Source organism: Plantactinospora siamensis, from assembly GCF_042434095.1.
Taxonomy (GTDB): Bacteria; Actinomycetota; Actinomycetes; order Mycobacteriales; family Micromonosporaceae; genus KBS50.
In genome coordinates this window covers 1-19,336 of the sequence record NZ_JBHLUE010000009.1, presented here as the reverse complement: position 1 = coordinate 19,336, position 19,336 = coordinate 1, and the positions used below count along the sequence as shown (strand labels likewise).

General features: G+C 74.5%; 17 protein-coding genes. 7 read left to right on the top strand and 10 right to left on the bottom strand.

All coding sequences use genetic code 11. The features are described from left to right. Positions 1-97: 97 nt before the first annotated feature. Positions 98-1,009 carry an alpha/beta hydrolase family protein gene (locus tag ACFFHU_RS12320; protein WP_377338309.1) on the top strand — a complete coding sequence of 304 codons (912 nt, stop codon included), beginning with the start codon at positions 98-100 and terminating at the stop codon, positions 1,007-1,009. 75 nt (positions 1,010-1,084) lie between these two features. On the opposite strand, the gene ACFFHU_RS12315 is transcribed toward ACFFHU_RS12320, so the two are convergent. The 5 genes from ACFFHU_RS12315 to ACFFHU_RS12295 form a co-directional block, all read right to left on the bottom strand. After that, positions 1,085-3,841: an alkaline phosphatase family protein gene (locus tag ACFFHU_RS12315; protein ID WP_377338307.1), complete on the bottom strand. Its 2,757-nt coding sequence runs from the start codon at positions 3,839-3,841 to the stop codon at positions 1,085-1,087. Further along, positions 3,832-5,214 (bottom strand): ABC transporter permease, encoded by a 1,383-nt coding sequence (locus tag ACFFHU_RS12310; protein ID WP_377338306.1) that lies wholly within the window; start codon positions 5,212-5,214, stop codon positions 3,832-3,834. The genes ACFFHU_RS12315 and ACFFHU_RS12310 overlap by 10 nt, the downstream gene beginning before the upstream one ends. Next, positions 5,211-6,152, bottom strand: a complete 942-nt coding sequence (locus ACFFHU_RS12305; RefSeq protein ID WP_377338305.1) for an ABC transporter ATP-binding protein — start codon at positions 6,150-6,152, stop codon at positions 5,211-5,213. The genes ACFFHU_RS12310 and ACFFHU_RS12305 overlap by 4 nt, the downstream gene beginning before the upstream one ends. 130 nt (positions 6,153-6,282) lie before the next feature. Beyond that, positions 6,283-6,564 carry a hypothetical protein gene (locus ACFFHU_RS12300; protein WP_377338304.1) on the bottom strand — a complete coding sequence of 94 codons (282 nt, stop codon included), beginning with the start codon at positions 6,562-6,564 and terminating at the stop codon, positions 6,283-6,285. Positions 6,565-6,804: 240 nt separating this feature from the next. Next, entirely contained in the window at positions 6,805-7,248 is a 444-nt protein-coding gene (locus ACFFHU_RS12295) for a GNAT family N-acetyltransferase (protein WP_377338303.1), read from the bottom strand. Positions 7,249-7,630: 382 nt separating this feature from the next. On the opposite strand from ACFFHU_RS12295, the gene ACFFHU_RS12290 reads away from it, so the two are divergent. Then, entirely contained in the window at positions 7,631-8,599 is a 969-nt protein-coding gene (locus ACFFHU_RS12290) for an aminoglycoside phosphotransferase family protein (RefSeq protein ID WP_377338301.1), read from the top strand. 167 nt (positions 8,600-8,766) lie between these two features. Here the strand turns inward: ACFFHU_RS12290 and ACFFHU_RS12285 are convergent, their stop codons facing one another. Beyond that, the gene (locus ACFFHU_RS12285) at positions 8,767-11,076 is read right to left on the bottom strand and encodes an MMPL family transporter (protein WP_377338299.1); all 2,310 of its coding nucleotides are present in this window, start codon (positions 11,074-11,076) and stop codon (positions 8,767-8,769) included. A 113-nt stretch (positions 11,077-11,189) separates the two neighbouring features. Next, positions 11,190-11,954 carry a class I SAM-dependent methyltransferase gene (locus ACFFHU_RS12280; protein ID WP_377338297.1) on the bottom strand — a complete coding sequence of 255 codons (765 nt, stop codon included), beginning with the start codon at positions 11,952-11,954 and terminating at the stop codon, positions 11,190-11,192. 114 nt (positions 11,955-12,068) lie between these two features. On the opposite strand from ACFFHU_RS12280, the gene ACFFHU_RS12275 reads away from it, so the two are divergent. Continuing rightward, positions 12,069-12,353, top strand: a complete 285-nt coding sequence (locus tag ACFFHU_RS12275) for a hypothetical protein (protein ID WP_377338295.1) — start codon at positions 12,069-12,071, stop codon at positions 12,351-12,353. Further along, entirely contained in the window at positions 12,350-12,676 is a 327-nt protein-coding gene (locus ACFFHU_RS12270; protein ID WP_377338293.1) for a hypothetical protein, read from the top strand. Before ACFFHU_RS12275 ends, ACFFHU_RS12270 begins: the two co-directional genes overlap by 4 nt. A gap of 7 nt (positions 12,677-12,683) precedes the next feature. On the opposite strand, the gene ACFFHU_RS12265 is transcribed toward ACFFHU_RS12270, so the two are convergent. Both ACFFHU_RS12265 and ACFFHU_RS12260 read right to left on the bottom strand, forming a co-directional pair. Further along, on the bottom strand, positions 12,684-13,331 hold the full coding sequence (locus ACFFHU_RS12265; protein WP_377338291.1) for a LysE family translocator: 648 nt from the start codon (positions 13,329-13,331) through the stop codon (positions 12,684-12,686). 163 nt (positions 13,332-13,494) lie between these two features. Continuing rightward, positions 13,495-14,091: a class I SAM-dependent methyltransferase gene (locus ACFFHU_RS12260; RefSeq protein ID WP_377338289.1), complete on the bottom strand. Its 597-nt coding sequence runs from the start codon at positions 14,089-14,091 to the stop codon at positions 13,495-13,497. A 417-nt stretch (positions 14,092-14,508) separates the two neighbouring features. On the opposite strand from ACFFHU_RS12260, the gene ACFFHU_RS12255 reads away from it, so the two are divergent. Further along, on the top strand, positions 14,509-15,474 hold the full coding sequence (locus tag ACFFHU_RS12255; protein WP_377338287.1) for a GNAT family N-acetyltransferase: 966 nt from the start codon (positions 14,509-14,511) through the stop codon (positions 15,472-15,474). On the opposite strand, the gene ACFFHU_RS12250 is transcribed toward ACFFHU_RS12255, so the two are convergent. Further along, entirely contained in the window at positions 15,425-16,660 is a 1,236-nt protein-coding gene (locus ACFFHU_RS12250; RefSeq protein WP_377338285.1) for an MFS transporter, read from the bottom strand. The two genes, ACFFHU_RS12255 and ACFFHU_RS12250, sit on opposite strands and share 50 nt — an antisense overlap. 236 nt (positions 16,661-16,896) lie before the next feature. On the opposite strand from ACFFHU_RS12250, the gene ACFFHU_RS12245 reads away from it, so the two are divergent. Beyond that, positions 16,897-17,793 (top strand): aldo/keto reductase, encoded by an 897-nt coding sequence (locus tag ACFFHU_RS12245; RefSeq protein ID WP_377338283.1) that lies wholly within the window; start codon positions 16,897-16,899, stop codon positions 17,791-17,793. Between the two features lie 106 nt (positions 17,794-17,899). Beyond that, the gene (locus ACFFHU_RS12240) at positions 17,900-19,141 is read left to right on the top strand and encodes a D-alanyl-D-alanine carboxypeptidase family protein (RefSeq protein WP_377338282.1); all 1,242 of its coding nucleotides are present in this window, start codon (positions 17,900-17,902) and stop codon (positions 19,139-19,141) included. Positions 19,142-19,336 lie beyond the last annotated feature (195 nt).

The window sequence follows — 19,336 nt, the reverse complement described above, 5'->3', positions numbered from 1 at the left end:
CTCCTTGTTGGCGGAACATTGTTCCGCTATTGTTGACGGAACGGTGTTCCGCCAAATTATGGCAGACCACTCCCCACACCCAGGAAGCAGCATCACCATGCGCATCGGTCAACTTGCCCAACCGCTCGTCGCGATCAAGCCCGTCCCCGTGCCCACCACCGGACGCGGCCTCGAGCTGCAGGTCAAGGTCACCGCCCCGGTGGCCGGTCACGACCTGCCGGTGATCGTCTTCTCCCACGGCAACGCCTGGTCCATGGACGGCTACGAGCCGCTCGTCGACCGGTGGGCCGCGGCCGGCTTCGTGGTCGTCCAGCCCACCCACCTCGACTCCCGCCGCAACGGCATCGGCTTCGACGACCCGCGATTCGGCGCCATCTGGCGGGTCCGGATCGCCGACCTGCACGCCATCCTCGACAACCTCGAGGACGTCCTCTCCCGGGCCGGCCTGGCCGGCCGCGCCGACCTGCAGCGGGTCGCCGCCGTCGGGCACTCCTGGGGCGGCCAGACCGTCGGCACCCTCCTCGGCGCCCGCGTCCTGGACGCCGACGGCAACCCGGGCGAGGACTTCGCCCACCCCGCGATCACGGCCGGCGCGCTCATCGCGGCCACCGGCACCGGCGACTCGCTCACCGCGTTCGCCGTCGAACACCTGCCGTTCATGCGTCCCGACTACTCCACCATGACCACGCCCGCCCTGATCGTCGCCGGCGACCAGGACCGGTCGGCGATGTCCACCCGCGGACCGGACTGGTTCACCGACGCCTACCACCTCAGCCCCGCCCCCAAGAGCCTGCTCACCATCGCCGAGGGCGAGCACACCCTCGGCGGGGTCGCCGGCGAGCAGGTGGCCGAGACCACCGACGAGGACCCGACCCGGGTGGCCCTGGTCGCCGACGCGATCTCCGGCTACCTCCGGGAGGCGCTCAAGATCGACGACGGCGCCGCCTGGCAGACCCTGGCCGATCGGGCCGCCGCCGGCGACGGCAGCTACCGCATCCAGCACAAGTAGGCGCGACAGCCGGACGCGGAGCGGCCCCGGCCGGCGGTGAAGCCGGCCGGGGCCGCCCATGCGGTCGGCGCCGGGTCAGTCGGACTCGGCCGCCGGGATGGCGGCGCCCGGTACGTCGTTCGGGGCGAAGATCTTGCTTTCACCCGGGTACGGCGTCGTCCACCCGTGCGTCTGGTACCACGTGAAGTGGTTCATCTGCGCCGGGTTGGCGGCGTCGGCTCGCGCGTCGGGCCCGGTCAGCCGCTGGTGCGACTTCCACGCCTCCCACGTGGCCGCGAGCTGCTGCTTGTCGGCCGGCACCGTTGCCGAGGGTACGGCCGCGGCGTTCGGGTTCGGCGGCGCCGGGTTGTCGGCGCCGCAGGGCGGCAGGGTTTTCAGACCCGCGGTGAGCGAGGTCCGGTTGGGCAGCGCGGTGAACTGCTTGAAGTTCGGCCGCTGGGTGAAGGCGCCGGTCATCGGGCTGGCGGCGCTGTCCTTCTGGTTCATCGGGTGGATCCCGAGGATCTGCTCGATGGTCCGGATCATCGTGATCTGCGAGTAGTACCGGCTGTCGACGACGCCGTGCCGGGCGTACGGGCTGATGATCTGGATCGGCGCGCGGTGACCGTCGACGTGGTCGAGCCCGGCCTGCGAGTCGTCCTCGACCACGAAGATGGCCGAGTCCTTCCAGTACCTGCTGTGCGTGATGGTGTCCACCATCTTGCCGACCGCGAGGTCGTTGTCGGCCACCTGCGCGGCCGCGTTCGGCGGGCCACCGGTGTGGTCGCTGGAGAGCCAGAACATGTTGAGGTTCGCCGGACCGTGCTTGGCGAAGTCCCGCTTCCAGATCTCGTACCGGTAGATGTCCGGCACGTCGGTGTCGAACTTCGGGAACGCGTGCACCGACACGTTGTTCAGCGACGGGATCGGCGAGGACGAGACCATCGGGTACGCGGTGTTCTGCCCGGTCCCCGCCATGTGCAGGCTGTCGCAGTACAGGTTCTGCCAGCTCGCGTCGGCCGGCTTGGTGAGGAACTGGTGGAACTCGCCGAAGTCCCGCACCGACTTGCCCTTGGCCTGGGCGCCGGTCCAGATGAAGCCGGTCCGCTGGTGGCCGAGCGCGTCGTCCTCGGTGTCGTAGCTGCGGATGTACTCGCCGGCCGAGGACTCGGTGTACTCCGGGTCGTCCGCCTGCATGAGCCAGTTGTGGCCCTCGGCCGAGTTCGTGCCGATGTCGTACGTGTTGTCGTACAGCCCGAACTGCGCGGCCAGCGCGTGCTGGTTCGGCGTCACGTTCTCGCCGAACTGGGCCAGCGCCGGGTCGCCGTTGCCGCGCGCCACGTCGCCGAACATCTGGTCGTACGTCCGGTTCTCCTTGACGATCAGGAAGACGTGCTTGATCGTCGAGGGGTCGCCGAGCCGCGCCGGGACCGGCACGGGCTTGACGTTGCGCCGGCCCTGGGCCTGCTTGACCGACCCGGCGGTCCAACCGTTCTGGTCGAATACCGTACGGGTCTGCGCCTTGATGGCGTGGTCGTTCGGCAGCGTGAACCGCTGCAGGCTCGAGGTGGTGTCGTGGGTCCCGTGTCCGCCACTGGTGGTGGGACGACGGGCGTCGATGCCACGGGTGTTGGACACGATCACGTCGTGGCCGACCGTGGCGATCTCCGCGGGGAAGTAGTCGGTGGGGAGCAGGCCCACGTAGCTGACCGGCTCCTGCGGGGTGGTGTACCGGTAGACGGCCACGGCGTTGGCGCGGCCGAGCGTCACCAGCAGGTGGCCGTCGTCGGTGAGGGTGACCGCGTCGGGCTGGTAGCCGACCGACGACTCCGGCCACGGCTGGGTCGCGATCGTCTGCACCACCCTGTCGCGGGCGGTGTCGATCACCGAGACGTCGTTGGTGGCGGTGTTGGCGACGAACAGCGCCCGACCCTTGGCGTACAGCGCGGTGGGGTGCAGGCCGACGTCGATGCTCTTGGCGGCGGCGTCGGGCTTCGCCGGGTCGATCACACTGACCGTGCCGGTCGTGGTGGCGCCGGTGGCCGGGTTGGCCGGCACCGGCGTGTTGTAGGAGTTGATGGTGGTCTCACCGGGCTTCGCCGGGCGGCCGCCCTCGTTGCTCGCATAGAGCTTGCCGCCAACCAGGGCGAGGTCCCGCGGGGCGATGCCCACGGCCCAGCTCTGCTTGATGGACCCGGTGGCCGCGTCGATGGCCACCACCCGGTTCTGGCCGTTGACCGCGGCGTACACGGTGGACCCGTCGGGCGAGAACACGGCCGTGCTGGCCAGCGCGCGCCTCGGCCCGTCGGCGGGGATCGGGACGAAGGCCGGGTTGGCCAGCGTGCCGTCCGGGTTGACGGTGAACGTGCGGTACCCGTCGGCCTGCCCGAGCCACAGCCGCGAGCCGTCCGGCGAGTACGTGGGCCCTTCCTGGCCCACGTCATTGCCGCTGATCTGCAGGTCGGCGGCCGCGTTCTTGCCGACCAACTGCCGCACCTTCCAGGTCTTCAGGTCCAGGATGGCCAGTGCCATCCCCCCGTCGGCCAGCGAGGCCGCGGCGTGCGTGCCGTCCGGGCTCACCGTCGAGGACATGATCTTGCCGTTGTTGATGACGAGACGCTCGCCGATCGGCTTGACGTACTGGTCGTCGGAGACCACGAGGCCCTTGCCGGTGACCTCGCCGACACGGTCGGTGCCGAACTGGTAGGTCTGGGCGAAGCCGACACCGGTGCCGGCGACAAGGACGAGTGCGGTGGCGCCGGCCGCGGCGAGGGGTAACCGGCGGCCGAGACGCGGGCTCAGCAGCCCGAAGCGCTCCGTCTCGGGCCGCCGGCGGCGGCGTGCTACCTGCATTGATCTTTCCCTTCACAGGTGGGCAGCAGCTCCACGTTGCCGTCGAACTGCCACAGCGGGTTTGGCGCGTCCCCGGCGGGAGTCCGCACCAGGAAGTAGCCGTTCACCTCCTTCGGTCCGTCGCCGTCGGCCATGTACCGGCCGTCCGCGGCGACGTCGAGCTGGTAGATGGCCGTCCCGGTCGCCTCGACGCCGGGAAGGCGCCACGAGACGACGCAGCGCCAGTCGTTGCCCGGCCCCTCGGCGGCGCGGCTGCCGGCGCCCTTGGTGCAGGCCGCGGTGGTGCGCAGCTGCGCCTCGGTGACATCGGGCCGGTTGAGCTCCCGGGTTTGTACGCGGTAGAGGTGGGCGAACGCGGTGGCCACCGAGCGCTGCACCCGGTCCTGCTCGATCCCCGAGCCGGTGGCGCCGGTCAACGCGGTCAACGCCACCACCGTCACGGCGGCCAGCCCGGCCAGCGGGAGCACGCCGAGCGTGAGCCCCCGCCGGCCGATCCCGTCCTGGCCGGAGCCGGTGAAGTCCCGCCGCAGGAAGAGCCGATAGGCCAGCGCCGTCGCGGTCACCGCCCAGGCCAGGCTGACCAGCACGCCGATCAGCAGCGGCCGCAGCTGCGTCGGGGCGGTGAACAGACCGTTCCAGGCGATGAAGGCGTAACCGGGCAGCGCGAGGCGCGCGGCCACCGGCAGCGGCAGCAGCTGGGCCAGCTGCATCGCGAGCGCCACCAGCGCCGGCAGCAGCAGGCCGACCGGGGAGCGGCCCAGCGCCACGGAGCCGAGCAGACCGATCCCCGCCAGCGCCAGGGTCGGGGCGAGCACGCACACCCAGGCGAGCAGCACCCGCCCGGCGGCGTCCCCGGGCGTCAGGAGGTGGCCGTCGAGACCGACCAGCGGCCGGTTGCCGACCGCCAGCACCCCGCCGACCGCGCTGGAAACGGCCAGCCCGGCCACCAACAGCAGGACCACGCTCACGCTCGCCAGCGTCTTGGCCGCGAAGATCCGACGCGGCGACCGCACCGCGACCAGCAGGTGCCGCCAGGTGCCGAGCCGGTCCTCGACGGCGAACACGTCCCCGGCGACCAGCGAGGTCAGCAGCGGCAGCGCCCAGGTGCCGGCGAAGCCGAGCATGACCAGTGGTCCGGCCCATCCGGTGGCGTGCATCCAGCGGCCGAAGAGGGTGTCGACCGGCAGCGTGCTCTGCCCGCTCACCCCGGCCACAAATCCGGCCGGCGCGATCCAGCAGGCCAACAGCAGCAGCCTGATCCGCCACTGGGCGAACAGCTTGACCATCTCGAAGCGGTAGCCGCGGACCACCGGCACCGGGCCGTCACCGCCGGTACGGGGATCCACCGTGGAGGTCCCGACCGTCACCGTCATCGACCGGCCTCCTGCTGCTCGGTGAGGGCGAGGAACGCGGACTCCATCGGCGACACCACCGGCGCCAGTTCCCGCACGGCCACGCCGGCGTGCACCAGCCGCGCCACCAGGTCGTCCAGGGCCGGCACCCGAGCGCGTACGGCGAGCACCTCGGCGCCGTACCGGATGCCGCCCTCGTCCAGCACCGCGACCCCGGCCGTCTCGGCGGCCAGGGTCCGCGCGGCGCGATGATCGGAGGTGACCAGCCGGTAGTCGAGTTCGCGGTTCTCGGCCGCGAGCTTGCGCAGCGGGCCGGAGAAGACGACCCGGCCGGTGGCCAGGATCGTGGCCTCGGAACACAGCGCCTCGAGGTCGTCCATCCGATGACTGGAGAGCACGACGCTGGTCCCGGCCGCCGCAAGTCGGGTGAGGACGCCGTGCACGTGCCGCTTGCCGGCCGGGTCGAGGCCGTTGGCCGGCTCGTCGAGCACGAGCAGCCGGGGCCGGCCGAGCAGAGCCGCGCCGAGCCCGAGCCGTTGCCGCATGCCCAGGGAGAAGCCATGCACCCGGTCGTCGGCCACGTCGGTGAGCCCGACCTGGTCGAGCGCGTCGTCGATGCCGGCGCTCCGCGCGCCCTGGCCGCGCAGGGCGGCCAGGGCCGCGAGGTTCTGCCGGGCGGTGAGCGAGGGGTAGAGGCCGGGACCGTCCACGAAGCCGGCCACCCCGGCGGGGGCCGCGAGCGCCCGGCCCACCGGCCGGCCGAGGATCTCGAGGCGACCGCCGTCGGCCACCGCCAGGCCCAGCAGCAGACCCAGCAGCGTCGTCTTGCCGGCGCCGTTCGGTCCGACCAGGCCGTGGATCTGCCCGGGCGCCACATCCAGGTCGACGCCGTCGAGCGCGACCACGTCGCCGAAGGACCTGGTGATCCCGCGGGCCCGAACTGCGGCCACTCTGCTCATGCGTCCCCTTTTCGTGACTCCGCACGAACCTAGGGACGGCATCCGACGTGGTCAGGGACGGTTGGTTGAACCCTCATGAACTCCAGACGACAGACATTCACGTACGCCTCGAGGTGCCCGGCGGGGCCGGCTAGCAGAGTTTGCGCCGCTCCGGGTGCGTACCGTCGACCATGCGGCAGCCCGGGACGAACCGGCAGTGCTGTTCCGGTTCGGCGCCGCAGACCGGGCACGGGCGCCATTCCTCGACCGGCCCCGCGTCGTGGCCGAGCCGCATGGCCAGCTCGCTCATCTGGTCGGCTATCTGGTGCAACCGCTCATCCCCGTACCGCACCGCGATCTCGTGCGTCTCCATGATGAGCTCCCGGGCCCGTTCGAGGGTCCGGCGCGCCTCCAGTCCGGGATCCGCAATCATGCCGGCCCGCGTTCCCCGGCCCCCCGTCGCCAAACCCGGAAGCTGACCGCCGGCTCAGCGCCGTGCCGGCCGCCGGCCGCGCCGTGGCCCTGGCCACGCCGAACCGCGCCCAACCTCACCGTGCCGACCGCCGGCCGCGCCCAACCTCACCGTGCCGACCGCCGGCCGCGCCGAACCGCACCGTGTCGGCCGTGGGCCACGCCGCGGCCGCACCGCGCGGCCCGCAGCCGCGCGGCGGGCTCACCCCAGCCGCAGCGTGACGAACGGGATCGTGTCGCCGGGCAGCACGTACCGGTCGATCTCCACAAAGCCGCGGGCCAGCGCGAACCGCAGCCCGTCCTCGTTGCTGGCCAGCACCACCGTCTCGACCGGGGCGTCGGCGGCCAGCTCCCGCGCCAGCGCCAGGCCATGCTCGTAGAGCGTGCGGCCGAACCCCCGCCGCCGGTACGCCGGCAGGATCCGGGCGATCACCGTGACCGCCGGCTCCTCGTCCGTCGGCGGCCGCACGGTCGCGCAGCCCACGGCCGCGTCGTCCAGGTATGCCACATCGAGCCGGTACCGCCCCACCCGCTCGCGAACATCGTCGGGCGAGAGTGGAGCGGTCGGGATGATCGTGTTGTGGACGTGTCGCCAGTCGTTCATCATGGCGTCCCCGTCCACCGGGGCGATGCGCAGCTCGGACACGGCCACAGCCGACCCGACGGACGGATTCGGTGTCAACCGCTTTCCGGCGCTGTCCTCCGGCGCCGCACCGGCGGGCGGCTTGCCGCACCGGCGGGCGGGCGGGCCGCATCTGCGGGCGGCGGGCCGGTTCGGCGGTCAGCGCCCCCGGCGACGGAATGGGCGGCACGGCGGCGGGACAGGGCCGCCGCGACGGCCGGAACGTGACCGGGCCAACGTTGCGCCGCCCGCGGCGGCGGCGCATCGGCGAGGACGTTAGCGTGGCGGTCTGCCCTGCCGGCGGCGGCATCGGCACCGGCGACCGGCCCGGACGTGGGCCGCCGGCGACCATCCCGCAGGGGCCGCCGCGGGGCCACCGCTCCCGCCGGAGAAACGAGGGACCGACATGACGACCGGACAGGCCGGCCGGCACCGCCAACCGTCCGCCGCGAGCATGACCGGCAGCGGCCGGCTCGGCTGGGCCGACCTGCCCGCCGAGCTGGTGGTCAACCTCGAACGCCGGCTCGGCAGCCGGGTCGTCGACGCCACCGGCCAGCCCGGCGGCTTCTCCGAGGGGGTGGCCGTCCGAGCCCGGTTGGCCGACGACCGGGGCGTCTTCGTCAAGGCCGTCAACGCGCTGGCGGCGCCCGGTGTGGCGCGCTTCCACCGCCGGGAGATCGCCGTCTCCGGGCAGCTCCCGGCGGCGGCGCCGGTGCCCCGACTGCTCGACGCGTACGACGACGGCACCTGGGTCGCGCTGATGTTCGAGGAGATCGACGGTCGGCTGCCGGCGCAGCCCTGGCGGCTCGACGAGCTGGAGCAGGTCCTGGGGGCCGCCGACGAGCTGGCCCGGATCCTCACCCCGGCGCCGGTCGACCCGGCGCTGCTGGGTCGGCCGCGCCTCGGCGGTTGGCAGGCGCTTGCCGCCGAGGGCGCCGGGGACCGGCTGTCGACCCTCTCTCCCTGGGCGGCCACGCATCTCGACGAGCTCGTCGAGCTGGAAACCGGCGCCGGGCCACTGCTGGCCGGCGACACGCTGCTGCACGGCGACCTCTACCCGTTCAACGTGCTGCTGTCCCCCGCCGGCGTACGGGTGGTGGACTGGCCGCACGCCTGGGTCGGCGCCGCGCACTGCGACGTTCTCACGCTGCTGTCCACCGCCACCCTGGCCGGGATCGACCCGCAACCGCTCGCCGACCGGCACCCGCTGACCCGGGACCTCGACTCGGACGCCATCGACGCGTTCCTGGCGGTGCACTCGGGCTTCCTGCTCCGGCTGGCCTCGATGGCCGGCACGGGCGCCGACCCCAACCTGGTCGGCATGGCCACGGCCCTGGGCCGGTCCTCCCTGGACTGGCTGCGCCGGCGCCGCTGACCGGGCCGCGCCGGGGCGGGGCCGGGCGCGGCCTCACCCGCCAGCCGACCGCGGCCCCCCGCGCGGCCAAAGCCGAGCGCGGCCCCGCGCCCAAAGCCGACCGCGGCCCCGCGCCGCAAAGCCGACCGCGGCCCGCTCGGCCGACCGGCCGCGGCCCGCAACGGGCGTCAACCCGCGCGTCGGGCGTCGGCGCGGCCCGGCAGCCACCAGTTCCACCGGCCCATCAGCCGCATCAGCGCCGGCACCAGCAGCAAGCGCACCACGGTGGCGTCGATCAGCACGGCGGCCGCGAGCATGAAGCCCAGCTGCTTGCCCTCCACCATCCGGGTGAGGGCGAAGGCGCCGAAGACCACCGCCATGATGGCGGCCGCGGAGCTGATCACCCGGGCCGTGTGGGTGATGCCGCCGCGCACCGCGGCCGCGTTGTCGCCGGTACGCTCCCACTCCTCCCGCATCCGCGACAGCATGAAGACCTCGTAGTCCATCGACAGGCCGAACGACACGGCGAACACCAGCAGCGGCAGCATGATCTGGATGAAGCCGGTCCGCCCCACCCCGAGCAGGCCGGCGCCGTACCCGTGCTGGAAGACCAGCACGACGAGGCCGAATGCGGCGCCCACCGACAGCAGGTTCATGCCGATGGCCTTCACCGGCAGCAGCACCGACCGGAAGACAAACAGCAGCAGCAGCCAGGACGCCCCGAGCACGGCCGCGATGACGCGCGGGGTGGCCCGGGAGTTCTCGGCGGTGATCTCGGCGAGCTGCGCCGGCCCGCCGCCCACCGCGGTCCGCAGTCCCGCGCCGGCCAGGTCGGTCGACGCGCTCGACCGCACGCTCGCCACCAGCGCCTGGGTCGGCTCCGCGTCGGCGGCGTACCGCGGCCAGACGGTGACCACGGTGGTGCGGCCGGCGGCGTCCACCAGGGCCGAGATCGTCGCCGGGGCCACGGCGCGGGCGGTCGCCAGCTCGCCCGCGCCGTGCCGGCCGGTGCGCCGGTCCAGGACCGAGGTCACGGACACGGCGGCGGCGACCCGCCCGTCCGCCGCCGTCCGGTCGGTGAAGCCGGCCAGCGCCTCGAGTTGGGCGTCGGTGAGCGCCCGCTCGCCCCGGACGACCACGCTGATCGGCGCCACCAGCCCCGGCGCGAAGGAATCCGAGACCACGGTGTAGCCCCGCCCCGCCGGGGTGTCGGCCACCGTGCCGGCGCCGTTGTCCACCCCGTACCGCAGGCCCAACGCCGGGGCGGCGAGCGCGCCGAGCAGCGCGGCGGCGCCCACGGCCACCAGCACCGGCCGCCGCATGACCAGGGTGGCCAGGCGCGCCCAGCCGGACCGGTCGGGGTCGGGATGCCGCAGTGACCGTCGGGCCCACGGCAGGGCCAGCCGGTCGACCCGGGACCCGAGCAGCCCCAGCACCGCCGGCAGCAGGCTCAGCGCCAGGGCCAGCAGCGCCAGCACCGCAACCATCATGGCCAACGCCATCGTGCGCACGCTCTGGTCGCGTACCAGGAACAGGCCGGCCAGGGAGATCACCACCGTGCCCCCGGAAAACAGCACCGCGCGCCCCGCGGTGCCGAGGGCGCGCCCGACGGCGGCCGCGCGACCCGCCCGGTCGGCCGGCGCCACACCCGCGATCTCCTCCCGGAAGCGGGTGACGATGAACAGCGAGTAGTCGATGCCCAGGGCGATCGCCAGCATCGTCACCGAGGACCGGGCGATGGTGCTGAACGGCAGCGCGTACGACAGCAGGCCCAGCAGGCCGAACGAGGTCAGGATGGCGGCGACGCCCAGGGTGAGCGGGATGGCCGCGGCCACCGCCGAGCCGAAGGCGATCAGCAGGACCAGGGCCGCGGCCGGCAGCCCGATCCGCTCGGCCCGGCCCAGGTCGCGGTCGGCCTGCCGGACCGTGGCCGCCGCCAGCGGCGAATAGCCGGTGAGCCGGACCGGGACGGCGTCGGTGCTCAGGCTCGCGGCGACGCCCTGGAGCGGTTCGGCCAGCTCCCGCAGCCGCCGGTCGTCGCCGTCCACGCCGATCGGCACCAGCGCGGTGTGCCCGTCCGCGGCCACCAGTGTGCCGGGCTCGTCGTACGGATCGGTCACCCGGCGCACCCCGGGGGCGGCGCGGTACCGGTCGACCAGGGCCGCGACCCGGGCCCGGAAGGCCGCGTCGGTCGCCACCAGCGAGTCCGAGTGCAGCACCGCGAAGTCGGTCTCGGCGGGCGCGTCCGGGAACGCCTGCTCGATCATCCGCGCGGCCGTGCCGGACTCCGCGCCCCGCACCTCGTTGGTCTGGGCGCTCAGCCGCGAGGTGAACGAGCCGGCGCACAGCGCCGCGAGCACCAGCAGCCCCACCCAGCCGGCCAGCACCGCCGCCGGGCGCCGCGCGGCCCAGCGACCCCACCGGTCCAGCGCCGCCGCCCGCCGCGGCCGCGCCGACGGTACGTCGCCGGCCGGCCGGATCCGCTGCACGCTGGTCATCCCGGGCCCCCTGTCCGCCGCGGATGCTCGTCGACGGCAGCGTAGGCAGCCGGCGGCGGCCGGCGGAGGGGCCAGACGACCCGCTTCGCCGGTCCCTCCGACCCCTCAGCCGGTCAGTGCGCAGCGCTCTCGGGTCGCCAGGCGAGCAGGGCGAACGTGTTGGGCAGCCGACCCCGCCAGGCGGCCGCGTCGACGCCATCCGCCCGCCAGAACGGCTCGGGATACTCCTCCACCCGGCGCAGTTCCAGACCGGCGCCGATCACGGCGTTGAGGATCTCGCCCAGCGTGTGCTGCCACTCCACCGCCCCACCCGCCGGGAACGTGTCATTGACGTGGCTACCCGCGAAGTAGCCGCGGTCCGGCCGGATCCGGGGCTCGTCCTCGTCCCAGGTCCACAGCGGAACCGCCGGATGGGCCTCGTGGACGAACAGATGACCGCCGCGGCGCAGCAGCCGAGCGACATCCGCCGCCCAGGCCGCGAGATCGGGCATCCAGATCAACGCGCCCTTGCCGGTATACACCAGATCGGCGCATCCGCCGGCGAGCGGCGCGCCCGGCAGCGCGGCGTGCACGTACCGGCAGGCCCGGCCAAGATCGTCCGCGCGGCGTTGCGCCGCGGCCGTCGCGGTCGCGCTGAAGTCGACGCCGGTCACGGCGCGGGCGCCCGCGGCCGTCAGGGCGAGGTCGTCGAGCCCGTGACCACTCTGCAGGTGCACGACGTGCGGCCCGGTCGCCAGGATCGGCCCGAGCATCTCGACCTCCGTGGCGAACAACGCGCCGCCCGCCCGGGCCTGGCCGCGCAGCTCCGCGTCCTCGCGTACATGCTTGCGGGATGCGGTCTCCCAGGCGAGCCGGTTCCCCCGCGTGACGTCGTCCATGCCGGCACCATGCCAGACCCGCGGCCCGCCGGGCCAACGGTTTGACCGCCCGACGTTTGTCGGATGCGTCGACCGGCAACAGTGGAGGCATCCGGGCGGCGGGCGGAGGCGATCGTGGACAAACTGTCGTGGATCGCCAGCTGGGGGTGCCTGGGCCTCGGCGCGCTCGCCCTGCTGGGCGGCGCGGCCTCGTGGCTGCTCGTGCGCCGACGCTTCGGCAGGGCGCCCGGCTGGCCGAGCCAGACCTACCAGACGCTGCTGCTGGGGTGCGCCTTCGCGCTGATGGGCCTGGGCAACCTTCTCGGCGGCTGGTGGTTGCTGCTCGTCCTCGCGGGCATGCTGACCCTGTTCGCCCTCAACGTGCCCCACCTGCGACGGTTGCTGAGGAGACACGCATGATCGCGCAGCCCTACCCGCTCTACTACGGCCGGCTGGACGGCGACCAGCGCCTGGTCGGCCGGATCCTCGGCTGGCAGGGCTCGGTCGAGCAGCCCGGCGCCACCGTGGCGGTCGACGGCGCCGGCGTCGCGTCCAGCGCCGGCAACGACGCGCCGTTACGGCCCGTCGTGCTGTTCGCCAACCCGGACGGTACGGCCGCCGCGGTGCGGCCGGCCGAGCTGTGCGGCGACGGTCCCTGCTGGGTACGCGACTCGGAGGACGGCCTCACCGCCGCCTTCGAGCTGCATGAGAAGCTGACCCGGATCCAGGACCTGACCGGGTAGGGCGTCGTCAGCCGGCGAGGACGGGTCGGGCCCGGTCGGTGGCCAGCCGCACCGCCAGCGCGCCGAGGACGGTGCCCATGACGTACCGCTGGGCGCGCAGCCACCCGGGGCGGCGGGTGAGGAATGCCGCGACCGTGCCCGCCGCGAGCACGATCAGCAGGTTCACCGTGAGCGCCACCACGATCTGCACCGACCCGAGCAGGAAGCCCTGCGCCGCCACGTGCCCGCGGGCCGGCTGCACGAACTGCGGTATCAGCGATAGGTACATGACCGCGATCTTCGGGTTGAGCAGGTTGGTCAGCAGCCCCATCCCGAACAGCCGGCGGGGCGTGTCGGCCGGCAGTTGGGCCGGCTGGAACACCGACGCCCCGCCGGGGCGCAGCGCCTGGCAGGCCAGCCAGGCCAGGTAGAGCGCGCCGGCCACCTTGAGCGCCATGTACAGCGTGGGGACTGCCAGGAAGATGGCGGCGAGGCCGAGGTTGGTGGCGGTGAGGTAGACGCCGAAGCCGACCGCCACCCCGGCCAGCGAGATGACGCCCGCGCGCCGACCCTGGGTGATGCTGCGCGACACCAGATACATCATGTTGGGGCCCGGCGTGAGCACCATCGCCAGCGCGACGGCGGCCACCCCGAGCAACGCCGAGATCGTCACCACGCCACCGATCCTGGCACGCGGATCCGACAGCGGGAACGGGGTTGCCGGGTTCCCTCGGCCACAGTCTTGCCCGGGAACCGGGCAACCGGTCGAGCCGGGTGGCCGGGAACCGGCGCTCGTCGGAACCGGCGCTTGTCGGAACCGGCGCTTGTCGGAACCCGGCCTACGGCCGGACGGCCACCACGAGGGTGTCGAGCGCGTCGACGACGCCACCGTCGGTCGGCACGGGCCGGCGGACGGTCTCGGCCCGCTCGACGCGCAGGCCGGGCAGCTCGGCGGCCACCGACGCCGGGGTGTGCAGCACGGCCGGGTCCTGCGGGCCGCCCGTACCGTCGGTCAGGTTGCTCAGGTCGTGGCCGACCAGCACGAACCGGCCATCGGGCCGGACCGCGCCGGCCGCCCGGCGCAGCACCCCGGCCATGGCCGGTCCGAGGTGCAGGTACGCGACCAGCACGAGGTCGTACCCGCCCGGCTCCGGCTCGTACGCGGTCACGTCGGCCACCTGCCAGTCGACCTCGACCGCGCGTTGCCGGGCCAGCTCCCGTCCGCGCTCGACGGCCACGGCGGCGAAGTCCACGGCGGTGACCCGCCAGCCGCGCCCGGCCAGCCAGACCGCGTTCCGCCCCTCGCCCGCGGCGAGGTCCAGGGCCCGACCCGGCGGCAGGTCCGCGGTGGTCTCCACCACGAACCGGTTGGGTTCCGCGGTCCACACCAGCTCGGTCGCGGCAGCGTACCGGGCGTCCCACTGGGCGCTGTCCATCTCGTGGCCCCTTTCCGTCGCTCCGGGACCAGCCTGCCACGCCACCCGCCGCCGGGCCCCACCAACACCGAGCCGCCACGCCACCCCGACGACCGGCCCGTCGCGCGGGGCGGCGTCAATCCCACGCCACCGTCAATGCCCGCCCTCCTCCCCTGCCGGGCGGCCGCGGACGCCGGGCGGTCGCGCGACGGATACGACAGCCACGTTATCGGGCACGGATGAGGTGGCTGTCGTATCCGTCGAGGCCCGTAGCCGGTTGCCGACGCAGGGCGCGCCGCCGGCGCGCCGGTCGGCGATGGTGGGTCCGCCGTTGGCGCGCCGGTCGGCGATGGTGGGTCCGCCGCTGGCGCCGGTGGGCGGCCAGCGTGGGGCGGGACGGGCGGCCGACCTTGACCGTCGCCGATACGATCGCCCATCGTGGACGACCTGACGTGGCGACCGGCCCGGCCCTCCGACGCGGCGAACCTGCTGGAGCTCTTCCAGGCCATCAACCGCACGACGCCGATCGGGCTGGAAACCGACCTGGCCGAGGTGGAGTCGCGGCTTTCCAGGCCCGGGCTGGACCTCGAGCGCGACACCTTCGTCGGGGTCGCCGCCACCGGAGCGGCGCTGGGTTACGCCGAAACCGCCGACATGGGCGTCGGCCAAGGCCAGCTGCGCATCCGATTGACCCACGCGCCACACCCCGAGCTTGCCGACGCGGCCGCCCGGCAAATGCAGGAATGGCAGCTCGAGCGGGCCCGCAGCCTGCGCCGCGAGCGGCGGCCCGACCTGCCCGCGGTGCTCGGCACCCGCTGCGCCGCGCTGGACGCCTCCCGGCTCACCCTGCTCACCGAGGCGGGGTTCCAGGTCGTCGGCGGCCACCAGGACCTCATCCGGACGGTGGACGAACCCACGCCCACCCCGGCCACCCCGCCCGGCGTCACGATCACCCACTACGAGGATCACCAGTCCGACGCCGCCCTGGTGGCGCACAACGACGCGTACGCCGACAGCCCGAACGCCCTGCTTCCGGACCCTCAGGGCTGGCCACAGCATGCGGTCGGGCTACCCAGCTTCCGCCCCGAGGCCTCGTTTCTCGCCTTGGCAGACACCGCCGACGGTCCGTCGATCGCGGCCTTCGTCTTCAGCCTCGAGCATCGGGATCCCGACGGGACCCGGGAGGGAGTGCTCGAGTGCCTCGGCACCCGGCCTCAGTGGCGCCGGCTCGGGCTCGCCAGCGCGCTGATCGGCCAGGCTCTCGCCGCCTACCGGCTGGCCGGTTTCGCCCGGGCCAGGCTGCAGGTCAACACCACGAACACCGACGCGGTCAACCTCTACCGCAAGCTCGGATTCATTCCGAGCGGCCGCGGCTACTCGATACTGCAGGCGCCCCTGGACTGAGCCGCTCCCGGGCACCGGGCCGGGACGGCCGGACCACCAGCACCATCAACACCGCGCCAAGGCCGGCCGCCACCGGCGGGAGCGCGAAGCCGTACCGGACGCCCAGTGGCACCAGCGCGCCGGTGAGCGCCGCTCCCGCGGCGCTGCCCAGCGTGAACGCGGTGACCACCCACGCGAACGCCTCGGCCACCGTGCCGGTCGGGGCCAGCCGGTCGGCCGTGACGAAGACCGTGGTCAGCAGCGGCGGCAGCGTCACCCCGCAGACCGCGAGCAGCCCGACCATCGGCACCGGGCCCGGCGTCAGCAGCAGCGGCAGGAACCCCACCGCCAGCAGACCGGCCAGCACCGGCAGCCGGGCCGGACCGCCCGGGCGGACCCGGGTCCAGAGCAGCCCAGCGACCAGACCGCCGACCGCCTCGGCCGCAAGCAGCCATCCGGTCAGCGACCGGTCCCCGACCCACTCGCTGTATGCGGCGAGCGCCACCGGCAGGCTGCCGAAACCGGCGCCCCCGCCGGCCACGCCGAGCAGCAGCAGGACGAGCCGGCCGGCGCGCAGCGGACCGGCCCAGTGCCGAGGGGCCGGTACGCCGCGCCAGGCACGCACCGGGCGGGACAGCGCGAACACCCCGGTGCCGGCGAGTTGCAGCCCGGCCGCGGCCACCAACCCGGCCGAAGGCCCGCCCAGCGCCACGGCCCCGAGCGTGGTGAGCGGCCCCACCACGAAGATCACCTCTTGCAGGGCGATGTCCAGGGCGTACCCGACCTGCACCAGCTCCGCCGGCAGCAGGTCCGGCCAGAGCGCCCGCAGGCACGCCTCCAGCGGAGGGGTTCCCAAACCGGCCACGGCCGCGCCGACCGCCGCCCCGGCCATGGTGTGGCCGGCGGCCACCACCAGCAGCAGCCCCAGCCCGGAGAGCGCCGCCGAACCCCACAGCACCGGCGGCTGCCGCCACCGGTCGACGGTCCGGGCCAGCAGCGGAGCGCCGACGGCCATCCCCGCGGTGTACGCGGCCACCAGCAGGCCGGCCGCGGTGATGGTGAGCGACTCCCGGGCGTACAGCAGCAGGGCGAGCGGCGCGGATGCCAGCGGCAACCGGCCGACCTGGCTGGCGATCAGCACCCGCGGCACGTGCGGGGCGCGCAGCACCCCGGAGACGCCGCGGGACGACGAGATGGCGGTGGACATGCGGGCAGACTCCCGAGCGATGACGGATGGCAGAGACCGGCGTCAAATGCTCGGGGCGGTCAGGGAGCGAAGTCCGACCGTTCGTGGTCGTTGCCGTACAGCGGCAGGTCGGGGGTGACCCATTGGGCCCAGCCAGCCTGCTCGTCCACGCTACAAAGCTAGCCGAATCGGCGCCGTCGCGGTATCGGGTAGCCGGCCGACTGCGCCCGTCCGGGTCCGCGCACTACGGTCGCCGGATGCCTACCGACGAGATCACCGCGGCCGCCGCGGGCACCTGGATGCTGGGCGACCGGCGGGTGCACCGGATGGGTTTCGGCTCCATGCGCCTGACCGCCGACCCCGACCGGGACCGTGCGATCGCGGTGCTGCGCCGGGCCGTCGATCTCGGGGTCAACCACATCGACACGGCCGCCTTCTACCGCTCCCCCGGCGGGACGCTCGGCGTCTGGACCGGGCCGGTCCGGTACGCCACCGAGCTGATCCGCGCCGCCCTCGCGCCGTACCCGCAGGACCTGGTCGTGGCGACGAAGGTCGGCTTCGCCTGCGACGAATCCGGTCGGGTCGGCGAGGCCGCGACCCCGGTGGACCTGCGGCGGCAGGTCGAGGAGAACCTGCGCCGGCTCGGCCGCGACCACCTGGACCTGGTCAATCTGCGGATCGTCAGGCGTCCCGGCCGGGACTCGGTGGCCGAGCCGTTCGGCGCGCTGGCCGAGCTCCGCGCGGCCGGGCTGATCCGGCAGCTGGGGCTGTCCAACGTCCGGCTCGACCACCTCGACGAGGCGTCCCGGATCGCACCCGTGGTCTGCGTGCAGAACAGCTACTCCGTCGACCACAACCGGGGCGACGACGACCTGCTGCGCGCCTGCGCCGAGCGGGGCATCGCGTTCGTTCCCTTCTTCGCCCTGGCCGGGTCCCGCCGCGAGGCCGGCGCGGCCACCGACCACGGCGCGGCGGTGGAGGCCGTCGCGGCCGCCCACCACGCCACCCCGCATCAGGTACGGCTGGCCTGGACCCTGCACCGGGGACCGCACGTGCTGGCCATCCCCGGCACCGGCGACCCGGAACACCTGGCCCGGAACGTGGCGGCCGGCGCCCTGCGGCTCACCGCCGCCGAGCTGGCCACGTTGGACTGAGCCGCCGGTCGGCGGAGGACAATCCGGGCGGGGTCGCGGGGCCGGTCAAGATCCTCGTACGCTTTGCGCGGTGGCCCGCCGCCCGGCGGTCCGCAGGAAGGTCCGGATGACCAACGCGAGCCCACCCGAGCCGCCCGCCCGGCGCGGCCGGGGACCGTCCCGGCGCACGCTGCTGATCGCCCTCACGCTCACCGCGGCGGTCGGCGCCGGCGGCGGCGCGGCCGTCGGACTGCGCGGACACGACTCCACCGTGGCCGTGGCCGACTGGGTGGGCGACGGCGCGACCGGCGTTCCCGAGCCGGGCGTCACGACAGCGCCGCCCACGCCGACCGCGGCGACGCTGCCGGCCAGCTACCGGGTGCCGGGCGCGGCGCCCCGGCTGCCCTGGCCGGCCACCGGGCAGGCGCACGTCGAGGTGCAGGGCATCGGCCCGGTCGGGTCGTCCGGCGGCCAGACGCCGCGCCCGATCGCCAGCGTCACCAAGGTGATGACCGCGTACGTCATCCTGCGCGACCATCCCCTCGAACCGGGCGCCGCCGGCCCCACCCTCACGGTGACCGCAGCCGAGGCCGCGCGGTACCCGCGGGAACGCGCCGAGGGCCAGTCGCTGGTGCCGGTCCAGGCCGGCGAGCGGCTCACCGAACGGCAGGCCCTGATCGCGCTGCTGCTGCCCTCGGCCGACAACGTCGCCCGCATCCTGGCCCGATGGGATGCCGGCAGCATCGAGGCGTTCGTGGCCAAGATGAACGCCACGGCGGCCGACCTGGGGATGCGGCACACCCGATACACCGACCCGTCCGGCCTGGACGCCGCCACCACCAGCACCGCGGCCGACCAGGTCCGGCTCGGCCACGCGGCGCTGCGGTCGGCGGCGCTGCGCCAGATCGTCCGGCTGCCCAGCGCCACCATCCCGGTGGCCGGCACGGTCACCAACTACAACCGGCTGCTCGGCCGGTCCGGGGTGATCGGCCTCAAGACCGGCTCGATGAGCGCGGCCGGCGGCTGCCTGCTGTTCGCGGCCACCCGCCGGGTCGACGGGCGCACCGTCACCATCGTGGGCGCCGTTTTCGGCCAGCACGGCAGCGTGCTGAGTGGGCTGCCGCAGGCGCTGAGCGCCAGCGAGCGGCTGATCACGGCCGTCGGCGCCGCCCTGGACACCCATCGGGTGCTGCGTGCCGGGCAACCGGTCGCGATGCCGGACGGCGGCCGGGTGGCCGTGCCGGCGCAGGACCTCACCGTGGTCGGCTGGCCCGGCCTCACGTACCGGCTCAGCACGCCGGACGGCGGGACGGTCGCCGCGGTGAGCCCGGCCGGGACCGCCACCACCGTCCGGACCGAGCCTGCGTAGGCCGGGCCGTCCCCGCGTTGGGGCCCGGTTCCGGCCCGCGACGGCGCCCGATCGACGGCCCGGTCCCCGCCGCCGCGGTCAGGTCGCGCCCGACGGCCCGGTGCCCTCCTCCGCGGCCCCGCCGCGGTCAGGTCGCGCCCGACGGCCCGGTGCCCTCCTCCGCGGCCCCGCCGCGGTCAGGTCGCGCCCGACGGC

What these genes read in the sequence shown, in the direction of transcription:
- ACFFHU_RS12285 (WP_377338299.1), bottom strand. Translation starts at nt 11,076, where the DNA reads ATGACCAGCGTGCAGCGGATCCGGCCGGCCGGCGACGTACCGTCGGCG.
- ACFFHU_RS12320 (WP_377338309.1), top strand. Translation starts at nt 98, where the DNA reads ATGCGCATCGGTCAACTTGCCCAACCGCTCGTCGCGATCAAGCCCGTC.
- ACFFHU_RS12250 (WP_377338285.1), bottom strand. Translation starts at nt 16,660, where the DNA reads ATGTCCACCGCCATCTCGTCGTCCCGCGGCGTCTCCGGGGTGCTGCGC.
- ACFFHU_RS12270 (WP_377338293.1), top strand. Translation starts at nt 12,350, where the DNA reads ATGATCGCGCAGCCCTACCCGCTCTACTACGGCCGGCTGGACGGCGAC.
- ACFFHU_RS12260 (WP_377338289.1), bottom strand. Translation starts at nt 14,091, where the DNA reads ATGGACAGCGCCCAGTGGGACGCCCGGTACGCTGCCGCGACCGAGCTG.
- ACFFHU_RS12305 (WP_377338305.1), bottom strand. Translation starts at nt 6,152, where the DNA reads ATGAGCAGAGTGGCCGCAGTTCGGGCCCGCGGGATCACCAGGTCCTTC.
- ACFFHU_RS12300 (WP_377338304.1), bottom strand. Translation starts at nt 6,564, where the DNA reads ATGATTGCGGATCCCGGACTGGAGGCGCGCCGGACCCTCGAACGGGCC.
- ACFFHU_RS12245 (WP_377338283.1), top strand. Translation starts at nt 16,897, where the DNA reads ATGCCTACCGACGAGATCACCGCGGCCGCCGCGGGCACCTGGATGCTG.
- ACFFHU_RS12310 (WP_377338306.1), bottom strand. Translation starts at nt 5,214, where the DNA reads ATGACGGTGACGGTCGGGACCTCCACGGTGGATCCCCGTACCGGCGGT.
- ACFFHU_RS12280 (WP_377338297.1), bottom strand. Translation starts at nt 11,954, where the DNA reads ATGGACGACGTCACGCGGGGGAACCGGCTCGCCTGGGAGACCGCATCC.
- ACFFHU_RS12315 (WP_377338307.1), bottom strand. Translation starts at nt 3,841, where the DNA reads ATGCAGGTAGCACGCCGCCGCCGGCGGCCCGAGACGGAGCGCTTCGGG.
- ACFFHU_RS12240 (WP_377338282.1), top strand. Translation starts at nt 17,900, where the DNA reads ATGACCAACGCGAGCCCACCCGAGCCGCCCGCCCGGCGCGGCCGGGGA.
- ACFFHU_RS12290 (WP_377338301.1), top strand. Translation starts at nt 7,631, where the DNA reads ATGACGACCGGACAGGCCGGCCGGCACCGCCAACCGTCCGCCGCGAGC.